Genomic DNA, 17,105 nt, shown 5'->3' on the forward strand with positions numbered 1-17,105 from the left:
GCTCTGACCGGTCAGGTTCGCCGGGTTGGAGAACAGGTGGTGCGTCACGCCGCTCGGGCTGGGCACGACCTCGAGGTGGAACCGGTCAAGCAGCCGCGGCTGAGAGGCCCGCCGGCTGGGCCGTCGCCAGCGCCCGGCCCACCGGATCCGGGACACCTCCCGCCCCGGGCCTGGAACCCTGCGCAGAGGCGGCGTGTGGGGGCGGGGTCACGAGGTACTGCTCTGCGGGCGCTGTTTGAGAAGGATCGGCTGCTCGGTGATCTGGACGATGTCACCGGGCTGCACGGGTGTCATCGTGCCGTCGAGCCGGTGCACGAACTCAAGGCCCGGTTCAGCCGTGGTCACGGCGGTGCCGGAATCGGTCCAGCGGATGGTGGCCTCGTAACTGCGTTGGGGCTCCGTGACGGTGAACTTGCATTCCCATACGTTGCCAGAGAGGTTGACGGCCAGGCCGTGGCCGCAGGAGCGGATGCGGGCGTGGGCGAGCCATCGTTCCAGCTGCTCGACCGCCAGCGCCGCCTGTGTCGGGGCGCCGCCTTCGGCTTGCAGCACGATGGGGATCTTGGTGCCGCCCCAGTTGTAGAAGTACATGCGTTCGAGATTGACCTTCCGTGCGTACAGCCCCACGAGGTAGAAGCGCACCGCGTAGTCGGCGGCGCGGCGGCGGTCCAGAGGGGCCTGGAGGGGGATCTCGTACATGGTTCCGGTGCTCCACAACGGCGGATGGACCCCGGCGTGGTGCAGTACGCGGTCGACGGTGCGCGTGAGCGCGAGCATGGTCTCCGGAGGATCGGAGGCAGTGCGCTGGTAGAGCTTGATGCCTGCGACATCGCAGTAGCGGTATCCGCCGAGTTCCGCGAAGCGCTGAAGGACGTGGAGAGCGTCCGGCTCCCACAGGCGACCCATGCCGGGACACACGACGGTGGCCTTCGGGTCGGCGGCCCGGATGGTCCGGCTGGCTCTGCGGGTCATCTCGACCAGCGTCTCCACGCTGCCGTTGTAGAACCGGGGATCGTTTGCCAGCACCCACAACTCGTACGCCTCGATACGACCCCGATAGCGGTGGACGAGGGCACGCACGAAGGTGTCCCAGTCGGCGAGGCGGTCGGGCGGAGCGGCACGGGAGCCGTCGGCATACGGGCCGACCGGGCCGTTCGGACTGGCCCACTGCGGTGTGCCGCCCATGACGAACAACGCGGGCAGGCCGGCCCGTTCAGCCCCGCCGACCAGCCGGTCGAGCACCGACCAGTCGAACTCGTCGCGCTGGGGCTCGATGTCCGCCCAGCGGGTGCCGCTGTCCCAGAAGCGCACAGCACCGGTCCGGAACGACGGCATCGTGCCTGTGGTGCTGTTGATGGTGACGCCGAAGAGGGTGGACGGTATCCGGGCCGGGGAACTGACCCAGGCGGGGCCGGATATCCACTGGTCCGGCTGCCGTGCCGAAGTCCGGCGGAGGCCTGGGCCGCTGCTCGCCGCGGTCACGGCCACCAGGAGGGTCACCACCGAGGCAACGACAATGAACGAAAGCGAGCGTCTTCGCGGACCGCCGTCGGGTCCGGCCGGGGCGGATGGCGACAGGTCCTGGGGTGGGTCGGCAGCCGGGGAGCCGGCGCCGACAGCGGTGCGGATGCCGGACCGCTCGGGTTCCTCACGGATTTCATCCGGCACGTCGGATGCGGCCATCCACAGCCGGTGCAGCGCCGCCATATCGGCCCTGTCGGCATTGCACGCTTTCGCGATGCGCTCGATCGTGGCGAAATCCGGCGGGACGATCTGCCCGGTGCAATACCGATACACGGTGGACTTGCTCGCGCAGACGCGCTGGCCGATCCGCTGGTAGCTGTGCCCGCTGCGCTGCTTGAGGTCTTCGAGGAGGGCCCCGAGCTGCTTTTGATGCGATGCCTCAGCCATGCGCTCCCCCGGGTCTCCTGCCACTCCGACCAGGTCCGATCAGCGTTGTCCCCCGGGCGGCCTCGCGCATAGTACCCACCGTCGGCAAACGCCAGTAGTCACAACGGAACCCCCGTCCTTCAGCGGCCCAGAGCCGCACATCGAGCCCCTTCGCTTGGCCAAGGCGTTCCAGCGTCCCGGGTTCTCCCAGCTCAGAGCGCGGACGGCGTTCCAGGCGTGCCAACTTCCCGTGCCGTTCTGGTCCTTCGGCACCCGGTGGTTGAAGATCTACTCGCCGGGCGAACCGGTGACGGGGAGAAGCTCCAAGACATGCTGGTAGCCCTGCCGGCTCGAGGGCGAGGTTCGACCAGTCGCCTGCGCTGCTCACACCGTCGTCCTGGCCGATTCATGGCCAACGCGCTGAAAGGGGCCAGGACACCACTGGCTCTTCGTCTGCCGGCACAGGAACAAGGAGAGCGCATGGAAACCAGGCAAGAGGTCCGAACGCACGAGCGACTGGGGGGAAGATGCGACTGAAACGCGGGCGTGTCCTGTCGGCGACATTTGCGATGCTGATGACACTGCCGTTGACCATGCTGACCACAGCGACGTCAGCACATGCAGCCGAGAAGTGCGTGGCTGCACCAACCGAATGGGCTTGGTACGCCGCGGTCGGAGCGCCGTACTACCCGGTAACTCTGCGGGATATCAAGACGCATCTCTACACGGGGAAGCAATCGGCAGGCGCCTACGCAAGGGCATATGTTCCGAACGGTTCATACGTCTCAATCGACCGTTCGATCAACGCGTTCTCCCCGACCGCTGCGGAGAACACCAATGGGCACGGCTGGCGTACCAACGCGCAGGTGACGGGGAACGGGGGCTACGACTACTGCCAGGCGTACCATTCCGGCGCCACAGGCTGGACCTCCACGCCTGTCGTACAGGGGCGTTATCACGCGGTGCGGCCGTGCCTGCGGGTCTCCGGTGTCCTGCAGTGCGCCTCCATGTGGTACGTCGACTTCGACGGCTGACCGCCGAACCAGCGGGTGGCGTCGGCCCAGGGCCCGGCGTGGATCGGGTAGGGCGGCCCGGTGGGCCAGGAGTCCATGGGGTCGACAGGCGAGGGCGATGCGGCACCGGCTAGTTGGCCCAGCCCGGTGGGGATAAGCGGTGATGAGCGGGCAGGCGCGGTCTTCCGTCGTGGTGATCAGGGAATCGACACGTCGTGATCATCAGAGGCCGTGCCTGCCTCATCCCGTCCAGAGGCAGGCAACCGCGAAGCATCGCCAGTGTGATGCGCCGGGTGCCGGCGCGCGCCCTCCTAGCGGCTCAGCCGCTGGAAGCGCCGTACCGCCAGCGGCAGGAACACCGCCGTCATCACCAGCGGCCACACCACCGCCATCAGCAGCGCGTGCTCCTGGATCCAGCTGCCGTCGCCCGCCACCGGGTTGCCGAAGAGCTCGCGGGTGGCCGCGGCCGTCGATGAGATCGGGTTCCAGGCGGCCACCGTGCCAAGCCAGTCCGGCATCGACGACGGCGGCACGAAGATGCTGGAGATCATGGTGAACGGGAACACCACGGCGTACAGACCGCCCGCCGCCTCCGGGCTCGGGACCAGCAGGCCGAGCCAGACGCCGACCCAGATCAGGCAGAACCGCAGGAGCAGCAGCAGCCCGAAGCCGGCGAGCGTCCCCAGTACGCCGCCGTCCGAGCGCCAGCCCATCGCGAAGGCCGTGGCCGCCAGGATGGACAGCTCCGCGCAGGCCACGATCAGATCATTGACCCCGCGTCCGGCGACCACCGCGGACGGCGCCATCGGCATGGAGCGGAAGCGGTCGATGACGCCCTTCGTGGCGTCGTTGACCACGGTGGTCGCGGTGTTCATGAAGCCGAAGGCCATCGTCATCACGAACATGCCCGGCATCAGGAAGTCGCGGTAGTCGCCGTCGCCCGGCTGCTTCATCGCGCCGCCGAAGACATAGCCGTACAGCAGCACCGACAGGATCGGGAAGCCCAACTGCCAGGCGATGTAAACCGGTTGGCGCTGGTAGTGGGTGAGGCCACGGCGGACCACGTTCCAGCAGTCCACCACCGTCCAGTAGATCCGGCGCTCCGGAGCGCCCGCCGGCTTCAGTTCGACCGCGCTCATGCCGCCTTCTCCTCGGTCGTCTCCGTACGGTGGCCGGTCAGGCGCAGGAACACGTCGTCCAGGCTCGGCCTGCGCAGCCCGATGTCCTCGACCCCGATCCCCTCGTCCTGCAGAGTCCGCGCCACCTCCGTCAGTGCGGCGACCCGGTCCGTCACCACCGCGTGCACCCGGCGTTCCGACTCCACCGTCTCCGGTTCGCCCTTCGCGACCCGCGCGACCGTCTTGACCGCCACCGCCAGGTCCGACGTCTCGCCGACCACGACCTCGATCCGGTCGCCGCCCACTCTGTTCTTCAGCCCGTCCGGGGTGTCGTCGGCGATGGCGCGCCCCCGGTCGATGACGGTGATGTGCGAGGCGAGCTTGTCCGCCTCGTCCAGGTACTGCGTCGTCAGCAGTACGGTCGTGCCGCCCGCCACCAACGCCCGTACGGCGTCCCACACTTCGCCACGCCCGCGCGGGTCGAGACCGGTCGTCGGTTCGTCCAGGAACAGCACGTCCGGCGCGAGGATCATCGACGCCGCGAGGTCCAGGCGCCGTCGCATGCCGCCGCTGTACTCGGCCACGCCCTTGTTCCCCGCGTCCACCAGGTCGAACTGCTCCAGCAGTTCACCGGCCCGCAGCGCTGCTCGCTTCCCGCCGAGATGGAAGAGCCGGCCGAACATCTCGAGGTTCTGACGTCCCGTCAAGATCTCGTCCACCGCGGCGTACTGGCCGGTGAGCCCGATCCTGCCGCGTACGCGACGCGGGTCGCGCGCCACATCGATGCCGGCCACCTCCGCCCGCCCGCCGTCGAACCGCAGCAGCGTCGCGAGCACCCGCACCGCGGTGGTCTTCCCCGCACCGTTCGGCCCGAGCAGGCCGTGGACGGTGCCCTTGCGCACGGCGAGGTCGAAGCGGTCGAGGGCGCGCTTCTCCCCGTACCTCTTCTGGATCGCCTCAGCCAGTACCGCGTGATCACTCACTGCCCCTCCAGGTATCCGCGTACGACGCTATCTGGGTACGGTGTACTCATTGGAGAGTACACCGTACCCAGTTTCTGTCCAGCAGCTTAGGCTGACGCCATGACGACGACCGAAACGAGCGGCAGCGGCGACGTCTCCCGCAGTCTGGAACTTCTCTGGGGCACGGGCGACCGCCCGTCCCGCGGGCCCAAGCCGGGCCTCACCCTCGACCGGATCGTGACGGCCGCCGTCGAGGTCGCGGACGCCGAGGGCCTGGCCGCCGTCTCGATGCGCCGCATCTCCACCGACCTCGGCACCGGCACGATGTCCCTGTACCGGTACGTCCCCGGCAAGGCCGAACTCCTCGACCTGATGCTGGACCGTGTCCAGGGCGCGCCGCTCGACGCCGAGAAGCCGGCGCCCGGCGGGGACTGGCGAGCGGCCGTGGAGTCCCTGGCCCGCGGGCATCTCGACCTCTACCGCGCCCACCCCTGGCTGCTCAAGGTCAACCAGGCCCGCACGGTGCTCGGCCCCAGCGCCCTGCGCGGCCTCGAACTGGCACTCTCCGGTCTGCAGGGCATGGGACTCAGCGACCCCGAGCTGATCTCGGTGATCATCAGCGTGCAGAGCTTCGTGTCCGGCATCGCCCGGATGGAGATCCAGGCCGTCGAGGCGGTCCAGGAGACCGGACTGAGCGACGAGGAGTTCTGGGGAGGCCAGCAGCCGTTCCTGGAGAAGGCCATGGAGAGCGGGGAGTATCCGCTGATGGCCGCACTGTCCGAGGACACGTTCGGCGCCGGCTTCGACCACTTCGGGTTCGGGCTGCGCCGGCTGATCGACGGCCTCGATGTGCTCGTACAGCAGCGCACGGCCGGGTGACGCGCCACGCCCCGCCGAGGGCGTCCGGCCGGGCGGTCAGTCGCGCCGCAGCAGGCGCTTCACCCCGAGAACGAGTGCCGTAGCGAAGGCGAGGCCGATCAGCCCGTAGGTGAAGGTGTTCTTGTCGCTCCCTCCGCCGGCGGCCGAACTCCCCGTCCCGGAAGGCGACTTGCGCTCTCCACCACCGGACACGGAGTCCTTGCCGAGCGCGACCCGCTCGACCTCGCTCTGCTCCCCCTCCGTGCCGAACATCAGCGCTTTCCCGTCCCGCGTGTACGTCACCGACTCGGCCTGCCCCTGAATCGGCGCGCTCACCCGGTGGTCGGCCCCGAGCTTGCCGCCCTTCCACTCATACCCGCGCGCGCTGAAGTACGAGCGCAGCACCAGCTCCTTCCCGTCCGGCGAGAAGGCCCCGTCGGTCACCCACGGCACCTCGCCTATCCGCCGGAAGACATTGGTCCTGGCGGCGGAGAGCGTGGCGGGGCCCTCGTAGAGCCCGCCGCCGTCCTCGTTCTTCGACGCGATGTAGACCCGGCCGGTCGTGGGGTCGACCATCAACGCCTCGGCGTTGCGCGCCCCGTCCGCGTACTTCACCGTGAACTGCGTCGCCCGGACGGTGATGTTCCCCAGGGCCTTCGGCTCAGGGAACCGGTAGATCCAGACGTGGTCCCAGCTGCCGTTGAGGTTGTCGCCGATGTCCCCGACGTACACGTTCCCGTCCGGCCCGACGGAGATGGCCTCCATGTCACGGGGCTTGCCGACCCCGCTCAGGGTGACCGTGGCGACAGTCTCGCCGGTCCTGGAATCGACGGCGAAGACACGCGGCTCGTCCTGGTCGTTGTGCGTCCAGTAGACCCCGGGGTGCGCCCGGCTGGCGGCGAGCCCGCTGGACTCCGTGATGCGCGGGTCCTTGATCGTGAACCCGGAGTCGGAGTCCTCGGCGGCGGCGGGGACGGCGGTGAGCACCACGGCCGCGACGGCGGCAGCGGCCCCGGTGACGTACGGAAGCGAACGCATGCCCCCCAGCGTGCCACGGCCCGTGCCACGGCCCGTGTCCAGCCTCACATCGCAGGTGTGGGGCTTGATCGGCCATGATGGCGCCCATGCGTTTTATGTTCGTCGGCGACTCCATGACCATCGGACGTGCCGGCGACTACACCTGGCGCTACCGGATGTGGCAGCACCTGGGCACATCCTTCGGCGCCCCGTACACGATCGTCGGCCCGCGGACCGAGCTGTACGACACGGTGGCCAACACCCCGGTCTCGTCGGCGTACGCGGACCCCGCCTTCCCCGCGAGCGCCCGACGGCACCTGGCCGGCTGGGGCGAGGGCTGGCTGCACATGGCCCCGGTCATCCGGGAGACGGTCGCCGCGGAGAGGGCCGACATCCTGCTGGTCTCGCTCGGCCTGATAGACCTCGGCTTCTACACGGACAGCACCCAAACCGCCCTGAACGCCCGCCGGTTCATGACCGAGGCCCGCGCCGCCAACCCGCGCGTCCGGATGGTCCTGCTGCCCGTCATACCGAACATCCGGGCCCGGTCGGACGCGCCCTTCGCGGCGGAGTGCGACCGCTTCAACGAACTCCTGGCGAAGTCGGTCGCCGACCTGGACGAGGCATCGTCGCCCGTGCTGCTGGCGTCCCGCCCGGAGTCGTACGACATCGGCGCGGACACGTACGACGGCACCCACCCCGGCCCGTCCGGGGAGCACAAGCTGGCGGCGGCGTTCGCGGGGGCGATGCACCAGGCGTGGGGGCTGGGCGGGCGGTACCAGCCGGGGCGCTGACCGGACCGACCGCACCGCACCGCACGGCACCGGACGCACAATTCCCTGCGGCCCCTCGTGCGGATGCGCACCGCGCGGAGGAGGATGACTGTGAAGAGGCCGTCCCCAGGACGCGGGAGTAAGCCATGGCCAAGACCGAGCAACTCACAGCAGGCGACATCATGACCGCGGGCGTACAGTGCGTCGGCGCACACCAGTCGTTGCGCGATGCGGCGGTGATGATGCGCGACATGAACGTCGGCTGCATGCCCATCTGCGGCGACAACAACCGGCTCACCGGCCTGATCACCGACCGCGACATCGTCGTCCTGTGCTGCGCCGAGGGCGTCGACCCGGCGACGGTCCAGGCGGGCTCGCTCGCCGGCGGGCTCCACTGGATCGACGCGAACGCGGGTGCCGACGAGGCCCTGGCGACGATGGAGGAGCACCAGATCAAGCGGCTGCCGGTGATCGACGTGAAGGGCGGCCACCAACTCGTCGGCATGATCACGGAGGCCAACCTCGCGAGGAACCTCACGGACGCGCAGATCGCGGAGTTCGCGACCCGGGTGTACGCGGACGCCTGACGGGACGACGTGGTGCGGCAGCACCATGGCTGCCGCCGGGGCGAGTGCGGGAGCCTTGTCAGCGGACGATGTCGAATACGTTCTTCTGCAGGCCGTTGGCGTAGACCTCGTGCTCGACGAGCTTCAGCTTCTGCGCATCCTTGTCCGTGGCGCTGAAGAGCCGCTTGCCCGCACCGAGCAGCAGCGGGAAGACGAGCAGGTGGTAGCGGTCGATCAGGCCGGCGTCCGAGAGGGCCTGGTTCAGGGAGGCGCTGCCGTGGACGATGATCGGGCCGCCCTCGGTCTCCTTCAGCGCGGCGACCTCGTCGAGTGAGCGCAGGATCGTCGTCTCGCCCCAGTTCGACACCAGGTCGTCCTCGCCGAGGGTGGTGGAAACGACGTACTTCGGCATCACTTTGTAGTCGGCGAAGTCCTCCATGTCGGGCCACACCGGGCTGAACGCCTCGTAGCTGGTCCGGCCCATCAGCATCGCGGTGGCTTCCTTCTGCTCCTGGCCCTTGATGTCGAATGCCTCGGGGAGGAACTCGACGTCCTTGAAGGTCCACCCCGAGTTCCGGTAACCGGGCTCGCCGCCCGGGGACTCCACGACGCCGTCGAGCGATATGAAAGCGGTGCTGATCAGGGTACGCATCTCAGGTTCCTCGGTGTCTCGTGTCTGGTTCTCAGCGGGTTCGGCCGGTGCACGCTTCGACCACGCTCGTGGCTGCGGTGCACCCAACCATGATCTCTGACTGCGGATCACGGAGAAACTCATCGGTCGTCGCCCGCCCTTCCGGTGGCCTCGGCCATCCGGATCACCTCGGTGAGCCACACACGTGCCCGATCGCGGGGTGTTGAGGCAGGAGCGGCGGCCTCCCGCAGCCGGCCTGCCGCCGCCCCCTCGGTACGTCAGAACACGAACGGGCCGGGAGTCTGCGCGGACGTGGCGTTGCAGGTCGCGGTGATGCCGAAGACCACGACCGTCAGTGACTTCGCCTCCAGGCTGTCGCCCGCGGCGACCGTCCCGTTGAGGAGGCCGGTGGAGACCGCGCTGCCCGCCGGGATCGCCGGGTTGGAGTTGCCGGTGAACGTCGCCGTGCCGGTGCCGTTCTTCGTCAGGGTGAGGGTGGAGTTGACCGAGTTCGCGGAGATGGGGATGGGGGCGGTGATCGCCGAGGTCGAAAGGGTGATCGTCGCCGCCGTGCCGTCCTGCGTGGCCGTGAGGCTCGCCTCGCCGGAGCCGAACGATCCGCAGTCGAACGACAACGTTGCCGTCGTCGGCTCGACCGCGGTCGCCACGGGCGCCATGGCCAGTGTCCCTGTGGCCAGCGCGCCCAACAGGACAGCGCCGACGGAGAGTTTGCCATGCTTCATGAGGGGGTCCCGCCTTCATGTGGGGGTTACGGGTTGGGGTCACCAACTACCACACGCGGACCGCGGCTCGCGGTATCCGGGGCGGGTGTGGGGTGCCCCGAGGACTGATGGGCAGTCAGCAACAGAGTCATTGCGTCATGTCCACCTCAAGAAGACAAGGGACGCCTCCATGAATTCTGACGCGCGACGGCCAAATCCAGCCGGGTTGCAACGTGCCGTCAGGGGGCTTACGCGCGGGTGAGCCGGTTCGCGAGCGTCGACATCGTGTACGTGCCGATGCCCATGACCACCTCCAGCGCGTTCTGCTCGGTGTAACCGTGTGCCAGGAACCCGCGCAGCTCCTCGTCGCCCACGCCCCCGGCGGTACGCAACACCTCCAGCGTGAACTGCCGTATCGCTTCGAGCCGTACGTCATCCAGGGACTTCCGCTCGCTCAGCGCGGCGATCAGCTCTTCCCGCGCACCCAGGGCCCGCAGCTTGCCGGCGTGCATCGCCACGCACACATGGCACTCATTGCGCGTCGCGACCGTCATCACGACCACCTCGCGGGCGACCGGATCCAGAGTCGCCTGCTCGAACATCGCGCTGAGCTTGAGAAAGCCGTTCAGCAGATGGGGCGAGGAGGCGAGCCTCGCGACGGCCGGCGGCAGATGGCCCACATGCCTGACTGTCGACTCCATGGCGCGACGCGACGCGGCCGGGGCCGATTCCAGGGTGTGTTCGGTGAACATGCGAGAGTCTCCTACAATCGACAACATGGTTGACGATAAAAAGGTAAACCAGGTTGTCGAAGAGCGCAACGCACTTGATGGCACGCCTGGTTACGAGCTGCCCCTGCTCCTCTTCGCCGGGTTCCGCTCCCTCATCGACCGGCTCCATGCCGAGCTGGCGGAGCAGGGACATCCGGATGTCCGGCCCGCGTACGGCTTCGCGATGCAGGCGATCGGCGCGGGCGGCGCGACCGCGAGCGAGGTCGGGCGCCGGCTCGGGGTCTCCAAGCAGGCGGCCGGCAAGACGGTCGACCGGCTCGTCGCCCTGGGCTACGCGGAACGCACGGACGACCCCGCCGACGCCCGCCGCAAGCTCGTACGCCTCACACCGCACGGCATCGATGCCCTGGCCCGCTCGGCGGCGATCTTCGACGAGCTGCGGGCGGAGTGGGCGGGTGCGCTCGGCGCGGGGCGCGTGCGGGAGATCGAGGAGTCCCTGCGTACGGTCGTCCCCGCCGATGGCTTGCGACTCGACGCGGCGGGGTGGTTCGGCGGGACGTGACGAGTTCTCGCCACGGCGTGCCGTTGTCACCGTGCGTATCGTTGTACGAGGCGACTCCATGCAACCACGCGGCAGTGGGGAGGAGCGCCACGATGACCGTCGTAGAGAGCGGCAGGATCGACATGGCCGACATGAGCAACGAACTCACTCTGGACATGATGTTCGAGTGGATCGAGAAGATGCCCATCCCCGAGGGATACAAAACCGAGATCGTCGGGGGGAACATCATCATGTCGCCGCAACGGCAGACCCACTGGGAGATCACGTTGGGCATCATCGAGCAGCTGCGCACCAAGTACCCGAGGACTCGGACCGCATCCGACGTGCGGATCGACTTTCCCGGACACCTGAACGGCTTCGCTTGCGACGTCGTGGCCATGTCGGACAGTGCCGTCAGGGACGCCAAGGGACGCTGGCGCTATGAGGACATCGAATTCGTCGCCGAGGTGATCTCCAAGGGCACCGCGCTCAACGACTACGGCCCCAAGAAGGCCACCTTCGCCACCGCCGACGTCCCCGCCTACCTGATCGTTGATCCGTACACCGGCGAGTGGCACCTCCACACCCTGCCGAAGGACGACAAGTACCACGGTGAAGTCACCCTCTACTTCGGGGACGACATCGACCTCACCGCCACCCCCGTCGGCCTCACCCTCACCACCGACGAGTTCCCCCGCGACTGACCCCATCCCGCCCTTGCTTCGAGCGCGCTCCAACAGCTTGGCTTGGTGTCCATGAAGTACACACAGCTCGGACGCACCGGACTCAAGGTCAGCCGACTCGTCCTCGGGACGATGAACTTCGGGCCTCTTACCGACGAGGCCGACAGCCACACCATCATGGACACCGCGCTCGGCGCGGGGATTAACTTTTTCGACACCGCCAATGTCTACGGCTGGGGCGAGAACAAGGGCCGCACCGAGGAGATCATCGGCAACTGGTTCGCCAAGGGCGGCGACCGGCGTGACAAGGTCGTCCTCGCCACCAAGCTCTACGCCAACATGGGCGCCGAGGGCGAAGCCTGGCCCAACCACGACAAGCTCTCCGCGCTCAACATCCGCCGCGCCGTCGACGCGAGCCTCAAGCGCCTGGGGACCGACCACATCGATCTCTACCAGTTCCACCACATCGACCGGGACACACCCGTCGAGGAGATCTGGCAGGCGATCGACGTTCTGATCCAGCAGGGCAAGATCCTTTACGCGGGGTCCAGCAACTTCGCCGGCTGGAAGATCGCGCAGGCCAATGAGGCCGCCCGCCGTCTCGGCTCGTACGGCCTGGTCAGCGAGCAGTGCCTGTACAACCTCGCCGAGCGGCGCGCCGAGATGGAGGTCATCCCGGCCGCGCAGGAGTACGGCCTCGGAGTCATCCCCTGGTCGCCGCTGCAGGGCGGACTGCTCGGCGGAGTCATCAAGAAGGAGACCGAAGGCGGACGGCGTGCTTCAGGGCGGGCTGCGGAAGCCCTCGCCGGCGCAGAGACCCGCGCGCAGATCCAGGCGTACGAGGATCTGCTCGACAAGCACGGCCTGGAGCCCGGCGAGGCCGGGCTGGCCTGGCTGCTCACCCGGCCCGGAGTCACCGGACCCATCGTCGGGCCGCGTACGGCCGACCAGCTGGCGTCCGCGCTGCGCGCCGTCGAGCTGGAGCTGAGCGGCGAGGTGCTGTCCGCGCTGGACGAGATCTTCCCGGGGCCGGGGCCGTCCCCCGAGGCCTTCGCCTGGTAGTACGAGCAGCGGATCACTCATCGTCGCCGCTGCCGGGGCGACGGCGGCCGTCTTCGCCGTCGCCCGGCCGGATACCGGCCATCACCTGACGAGCGACGCCACGGCGATGATGGCGAACATCAGCACAAGCACGCCGGCCATGATCTGGTTTCTGGTCTTGGGGTTCACGCAACGAGGTTAACGCGCGCGTTCGAGTCGCCTTCACCCCGTCCCGTTCACGCCTCCCATTCACGCCTCCCGTTCACCCCGTCCCGCGCCCCAGCGGCCAGCTGCCGACGATCTCGTACCGCGGCTGCTCCCCCTCCACCCCGCTGACCGGCAGATTGCTGCGTACGAGTGCGAGCTCGGCCACCTCCCAAGGGGTGCCCTCGAAGGCGTCCAGCGCCTCGACGAACGGGCGCATGTCGGCGTCGTCGCGACTGCGGGCGAGCGTCAGGTGGGCCTGGTAGCGGCGGTGCTCCTCCATGGTGACCCCGGCCCGCCGCGCCGCCGCGTCCGCGCGTTCCGCGAGCAGGCGCAGCTCTTCCAGACCGCCGGCGGCCCCGGCCCACAGCGCCCGGTGTCCGAACCGCCCGCCGCGGTGGATGCGCAGCGCGAAGGGCACGGTCCTGCGGGCGGCCCGCCCGAGCCGCTCGTGCAGCTCGGGCAGCAGGCCGTCATCGACCTCGCCCATGAAGGCGAGGGTGAAGTGCCAGCCGTCCCGGCCGGTCCAGCGCAGGCGGTCCGTGCCGGGGAGAGACGTCAACCGTTCGACGGCGAGGCCGAGTTCGTCAACGGCGGTGGGGGGTGGCAGTACGGCGGCGAAGAGTCTCATGATCCGAGTCTCGCGCATAGCGGGGCGCCTGCGGCGGGCTTGTTCCCGGGGCTCCGACCCGGACCCCTGGCTACGCCGCGGTCGCCAGCTGCTCCCTCGGTACGAACTCGACATGCCGCCGCCCCGGCCGCAGGTCGATCTTGAGCCGCAGCCCGCCCACCCGGACGAGCATCACACCGACCCCGATCGCCGCGGCCAGCGCCACCGCGCCGCCCGCCGCGAAGCCGATCCGCGGTCCGTAGGTGTCGGTGATCCAGCCCACGAGCGGCGCGCCCAGCGGCGTACCACCGACGAACACCATCATGAACAGGCTCATCACCCGGCCCCGCATGGCCGGTTCGGTCGCCATCTGCAGGATGGAGTTGGCCGTGACGTTGACCGTGAGGCCGAACACCCCGATCGGCACCATCAGCACCGCGAAGATCCAGAACTGTGGAGCGAAGGCGGTCACGATCTCCAGCAGGCCGAAGAGCACGGCCGCGCCCACCAGCACCCGCAGCCGCGAGGTGCCGCGCCGGGCGGCGAGCAGGGCGCCCGCCAGGGAACCGGCCGCCATCAGGGTGTTGAGCAGGCCGTAGGTACTCGCGCCCGAGTGGTAGACGTCGTCGACGAAGGCCGAGAGCCAGATCGGGAAGTTGAAGCCGAAGGTGCCGATGAAGCCGACGAGGACGATCGGCCAGATCAGCTCGGGCCGGCCCGCGACGTACTTCAGCCCTTCCCGCAGCTGACCCTTTCCGCGCGGCGCGCGCTCGATCTTGTACAGCTCGCTGTTGCGCATCAGCAGCAGCCCCGCGATGGGCGCGATGAAGGACAGACCGTTGAGCAGGAAGGCGAAGCCGCTGCCGACGGCCGTGATCAGCACACCGGCGACGGCGGGGCCGACGAGGCGCGCGGACTGGAAGTTGGCGGAGTTGAGGCTGACCGCGTTGCCCAGCTGGTCCGGGCCGACCATCTCGGCGACGAAGGACTGGCGTGCCGGGTTGTCGACGACCGTGACGAGGCCGAGGACGAAGGCGGTGAGGTAGACGTGCCACACCTGGACATGGCCGGTGAGCGTGAGCACGGCGAGCGCCAGGCCGGTGAGGCCCATCGCGATCTGGGTGGCCAGAAGCAGCTGCCGCTTGGGCAGCCGGTCGGCGAGCACTCCGCCGTACAGGCCGAAGAGAAGCATGGGGAGGAACTGCAGCGCGATGGTGATACCGACGGCCGACGCGGATCCGGTCAGGGTCAGTACGAGCCAGTCCTGGGCGATGCGCTGCATCCAGGTACCGGTGTTGGAGACCACTTGTCCCGTCGCGAAGAGCCGGTAGTTACGGATCTTCAGCGAGCTGAACATTGTCGTCTTGCCGGTTGTCGTGTGTGCGGTGTCGTCGTCGGCGGTCGGTGCGGGGGCGGAGTGTGCTCCGGATCCCGTACTCAATGGGGGTTCGCCTCCTCAGCGGTGCTCCGGTTACAGGTGCGCGAGCTTCTCCAGGACGGGGGCGGCTGCGCGCAGCTTGGCCCAGTCGTCATCGTCCAGGCCCTCGGCGAGCGAGGCCAGCCAGGCGTTCCGCTTGCGGCGGCTCTCCTCGAGCATGGACTCGGCCTGCTCGGTCTGGCTGACCACCTTCTGCCGGCGGTCGTCGGGGTGCGGCTCGAGCCGGACGAGTCCCTTGGCCTCGAGCAGCGCGACGATCCGGGTCATGGACGGCGGCTGGACATGCTCCTTGCGGGCCAGCTCACCGGGGGTGGCGTGGCCGCAACGGGCGAGGGTGCCGAGTACCGACATCTCGGTGGGGCTCAGCGATTCGTCGACGCGCTGATGCTTCAGGCGTCGGCCCAGCCGCATGACGGCCGAGCGCAGGGAGTTCACGGCGGCGACGTCGATGTCCGCGCCATGGGACAGGTCAGGCATGTTCGTTAGCATAACTCATTACCCTGCCTAAAGACCAGGGCGTTACTGCCCAGATAGATCCATCACTCATATGAGTGAGACTGATCCGGAAAGTGACGCACCCACGGCGACGGTCCGGCGACCCTGGCCGACATGGGATCGACTGTGCTCAGCCTCCGCATAGACGGTGAGCTCCTCGACCGGCTCAGGCACCATGCCGCCAGACGCGGAATGAGCGTCCAGGACTATGTGGTCCGGACGCTCATCCGCGATGACTTCGACGAACGCTTCAACGCGGCCGTCGACGAGACGGAGAAGTTCTACGGCCTTACGTGAGGCCCAGCGCGGGCATCGCGTAGTAGAAGACGAACACCGCCGACACCACATACATGGCGATGGGCACCTCGCGGCCCCGACCGGCCGCCAGCCGCAGCACGCTGAAGGCGATGAAGCCGATGCCGATGCCGTTGGTGATCGAGTAGGTGAACGGCATCATCACCATCGCCAGGAACGCCGGCACGGCGACGGTGAAGTCGTCCCAGTCGATGTCCCGTACCGAACCGGCCAGGATCAGGAAGCCGACCGCCAGCAGGGCGGGCGTAGCCGCCTGGGACGGGACCATCGTGGCGAGCGGCGTGAGAAACAGCGCCACCGAGAACAGCGCACCCGTCACGACGGACGCGAGCCCGGTACGGGCGCCCTCGCCGACGCCCGCGGTGGACTCCACGAAGCAGGTCGTCGCGGAGGACGAGGTCGCACCGCCGGACGCCACGGCGATACCGTCGACGAACAGGACCTTGTTGATGCCGGGGAAGTTGCCGTTCCTGTCCATCAGCTTGGCCTCGTCGCCGACGCCGAGGATCGTGCCCATCGCATCGAAGAAGCAGGACAGCAGCACGGTGAAGACGAACAGGGTGCCGGTGAGGTAGCCGACCTTCCCGAAGCCGCCGAACAGGCTGACCTCGCCGACCAGGCCGAAGTCGGGGGACGCGACCGGGTTGCCGGGCCACTCGGGCGTCGTCAGACCCCAGGACGGGACCGTCGCCACCGCGTCGATGATCATCGCGACGCCCGTCATCGCGACGATCGAGATCAGAATCGCGCCCGGCACCTTGCGGATGATCAGCGCGAGCGTGAGCAGCACGCCGAGCGCGAAGACCAGGACCGGCCAGCCGTCGAGGTGACCGCCGGTGCCGAGCTGGATCGGGACGGTGGTCTGGGCGACGTCCGGGATACGGGAGACGAAGCCGGCGTCGACCAGCCCGATCAGCATGATGAAGAGGCCGATTCCGATCGCGATGCCCTTGCGCAGGCTGCGCGGCACGCGCTCGCGCAGACCGGTGGCGACCAGCAGCATCACGACGAAGCCGGCCAGGACCACCATGCCCATCGCGTCCGGCCAGGACATCCGCGGTGCGAGCTGGAGGGCGACGACGGTGTTCACACCGAGGCCGGCCGCGAGCGCGATCGGGACATTGCCGATGACCCCCATGAGGAGGGTGGAGAACGCCGCGGTCAGCACGGTGGCGGTGACCAGCTGGCCGCCGTCGAGCTGGTGCCCGTACATGTCCTTCGCACTGCCGAGGATGATCGGGTTGAGCACGATGATGTACGCCATCGCGAAGAAGGTGGCGAATCCGCCGCGGATCTCACGGGCGACCGTGGAGCGGCGCTCGGAGATCTTGAAGTAGCGGTCCAGGCGGTTGTGCGGCTGCCCGGGAGAGGGCGGCTGCGCGTCGACCGAGACGGTGGCCGTGGGGGACATGCGGAACCTCAGTCGTACGCAGGGGGGTGGGCTTGGATGTTTGCACGAATAATTCAGGCCATCGGCAAACCGTTTCAGTATGAACA

General features: G+C 68.6%; 19 protein-coding genes and 1 pseudogene. 8 read left to right on the plus strand and 12 right to left on the minus strand.

The window, feature by feature from the left end:
• Positions 1-30: 30 nt before the first annotated feature.
• Together SLUN_RS42365 and SLUN_RS17610 are read right to left on the minus strand one after the other, a co-directional pair.
• Positions 31-105, minus strand: a pseudogene (locus tag SLUN_RS42365) (dihydrofolate reductase family protein); the annotation flags it as partial.
• 102 nt (positions 106-207) lie between these two features.
• Positions 208-1,911 (minus strand): helix-turn-helix domain-containing protein, encoded by a 1,704-nt coding sequence (locus tag SLUN_RS17610; RefSeq protein ID WP_108149395.1) that lies wholly within the window; start codon positions 1,909-1,911, stop codon positions 208-210.
• 548 nt (positions 1,912-2,459) lie between these two features.
• Here SLUN_RS17610 and SLUN_RS17615 point away from each other — a divergent pair.
• Entirely contained in the window at positions 2,460-2,924 is a 465-nt protein-coding gene (locus SLUN_RS17615; protein ID WP_108149396.1) for a hypothetical protein, read from the plus strand.
• 290 nt (positions 2,925-3,214) lie between these two features.
• On the opposite strand, the gene SLUN_RS17620 is transcribed toward SLUN_RS17615, so the two are convergent.
• Both SLUN_RS17620 and SLUN_RS17625 read right to left on the minus strand, forming a co-directional pair.
• On the minus strand, positions 3,215-4,042 hold the full coding sequence (locus tag SLUN_RS17620; RefSeq protein ID WP_108149397.1) for an ABC transporter permease: 828 nt from the start codon (positions 4,040-4,042) through the stop codon (positions 3,215-3,217).
• Positions 4,039-5,004, minus strand: coding sequence for an ATP-binding cassette domain-containing protein (locus SLUN_RS17625; RefSeq protein WP_108149398.1), 966 nt, complete (start codon positions 5,002-5,004; stop codon positions 4,039-4,041). Before SLUN_RS17625 ends, SLUN_RS17620 begins: the two co-directional genes overlap by 4 nt.
• Before the next feature lie 99 nt (positions 5,005-5,103).
• On the opposite strand from SLUN_RS17625, the gene SLUN_RS17630 reads away from it, so the two are divergent.
• The gene (locus SLUN_RS17630) at positions 5,104-5,862 is read left to right on the plus strand and encodes a TetR/AcrR family transcriptional regulator (protein ID WP_108149399.1); all 759 of its coding nucleotides are present in this window, start codon (positions 5,104-5,106) and stop codon (positions 5,860-5,862) included.
• A 36-nt stretch (positions 5,863-5,898) separates the two neighbouring features.
• Here the strand turns inward: SLUN_RS17630 and SLUN_RS17635 are convergent, their stop codons facing one another.
• Entirely contained in the window at positions 5,899-6,879 is a 981-nt protein-coding gene (locus SLUN_RS17635; protein ID WP_108154804.1) for a hypothetical protein, read from the minus strand.
• An 86-nt stretch (positions 6,880-6,965) separates the two neighbouring features.
• On the opposite strand from SLUN_RS17635, the gene SLUN_RS17640 reads away from it, so the two are divergent.
• Positions 6,966-7,652 carry a GDSL-type esterase/lipase family protein gene (locus SLUN_RS17640; RefSeq protein WP_108149400.1) on the plus strand — a complete coding sequence of 229 codons (687 nt, stop codon included), beginning with the start codon at positions 6,966-6,968 and terminating at the stop codon, positions 7,650-7,652.
• Between the two features lie 125 nt (positions 7,653-7,777).
• Positions 7,778-8,218 carry a CBS domain-containing protein gene (locus tag SLUN_RS17645; protein WP_108149401.1) on the plus strand — a complete coding sequence of 147 codons (441 nt, stop codon included), beginning with the start codon at positions 7,778-7,780 and terminating at the stop codon, positions 8,216-8,218.
• 58 nt (positions 8,219-8,276) lie between these two features.
• Here the strand turns inward: SLUN_RS17645 and SLUN_RS17650 are convergent, their stop codons facing one another.
• The 3 genes from SLUN_RS17650 to SLUN_RS17660 all read right to left on the minus strand — a co-directional run bounded on the left by SLUN_RS17650 (position 8,277) and on the right by SLUN_RS17660 (position 10,302).
• Positions 8,277-8,849 (minus strand): dihydrofolate reductase family protein, encoded by a 573-nt coding sequence (locus SLUN_RS17650; protein ID WP_108149402.1) that lies wholly within the window; start codon positions 8,847-8,849, stop codon positions 8,277-8,279.
• A gap of 257 nt (positions 8,850-9,106) precedes the next feature.
• Positions 9,107-9,571, minus strand: a complete 465-nt coding sequence (locus tag SLUN_RS17655; protein WP_108149403.1) for a hypothetical protein — start codon at positions 9,569-9,571, stop codon at positions 9,107-9,109.
• 227 nt (positions 9,572-9,798) lie between these two features.
• The gene (locus tag SLUN_RS17660; protein ID WP_108149404.1) at positions 9,799-10,302 is read right to left on the minus strand and encodes a carboxymuconolactone decarboxylase family protein; all 504 of its coding nucleotides are present in this window, start codon (positions 10,300-10,302) and stop codon (positions 9,799-9,801) included.
• A 25-nt stretch (positions 10,303-10,327) separates the two neighbouring features.
• Between SLUN_RS17660 and SLUN_RS17665 the strand changes: the two genes are divergently transcribed.
• The 3 genes from SLUN_RS17665 to SLUN_RS17675 all read left to right on the plus strand — a co-directional run bounded on the left by SLUN_RS17665 (position 10,328) and on the right by SLUN_RS17675 (position 12,567).
• Complete coding sequence (locus SLUN_RS17665) at positions 10,328-10,843, plus strand: MarR family winged helix-turn-helix transcriptional regulator (protein ID WP_108149405.1); 516 nt, start codon at positions 10,328-10,330, stop codon at positions 10,841-10,843.
• 92 nt (positions 10,844-10,935) lie between these two features.
• Positions 10,936-11,526, plus strand: a complete 591-nt coding sequence (locus tag SLUN_RS17670; protein ID WP_108149406.1) for a Uma2 family endonuclease — start codon at positions 10,936-10,938, stop codon at positions 11,524-11,526.
• 51 nt (positions 11,527-11,577) lie between these two features.
• Entirely contained in the window at positions 11,578-12,567 is a 990-nt protein-coding gene (locus SLUN_RS17675) for an aldo/keto reductase (RefSeq protein ID WP_108149407.1), read from the plus strand.
• A gap of 241 nt (positions 12,568-12,808) precedes the next feature.
• On the opposite strand, the gene thpR is transcribed toward SLUN_RS17675, so the two are convergent.
• From thpR to SLUN_RS17690, 3 genes are all read right to left on the minus strand, one after another.
• A complete protein-coding gene (thpR, locus tag SLUN_RS17680) occupies positions 12,809-13,381 on the minus strand; it encodes an RNA 2',3'-cyclic phosphodiesterase (protein WP_108154805.1) in 573 nt (190 codons plus the stop codon).
• A gap of 70 nt (positions 13,382-13,451) precedes the next feature.
• The gene (locus SLUN_RS17685) at positions 13,452-14,801 is read right to left on the minus strand and encodes an MFS transporter (protein ID WP_108149408.1); all 1,350 of its coding nucleotides are present in this window, start codon (positions 14,799-14,801) and stop codon (positions 13,452-13,454) included.
• Positions 14,802-14,831: 30 nt separating this feature from the next.
• The gene (locus SLUN_RS17690) at positions 14,832-15,275 is read right to left on the minus strand and encodes a MarR family winged helix-turn-helix transcriptional regulator (RefSeq protein WP_108149409.1); all 444 of its coding nucleotides are present in this window, start codon (positions 15,273-15,275) and stop codon (positions 14,832-14,834) included.
• A 132-nt stretch (positions 15,276-15,407) separates the two neighbouring features.
• Here SLUN_RS17690 and SLUN_RS17695 point away from each other — a divergent pair, with 132 nt between their 5' ends.
• Entirely contained in the window at positions 15,408-15,590 is a 183-nt protein-coding gene (locus SLUN_RS17695) for a ribbon-helix-helix protein, CopG family (RefSeq protein WP_108149410.1), read from the plus strand.
• On the opposite strand, the gene SLUN_RS17700 is transcribed toward SLUN_RS17695, so the two are convergent.
• Positions 15,583-17,019 (minus strand): NCS2 family permease, encoded by a 1,437-nt coding sequence (locus SLUN_RS17700; RefSeq protein ID WP_108149411.1) that lies wholly within the window; start codon positions 17,017-17,019, stop codon positions 15,583-15,585. The genes SLUN_RS17695 and SLUN_RS17700 overlap by 8 nt on opposite strands.
• Between the last annotated feature and the right edge of the window lie 86 nt (positions 17,020-17,105).

Origin of the sequence: Streptomyces lunaelactis, from assembly GCF_003054555.1 — a bacterium.
Taxonomy (GTDB): domain Bacteria; phylum Actinomycetota; class Actinomycetes; order Streptomycetales; family Streptomycetaceae; genus Streptomyces; species Streptomyces lunaelactis.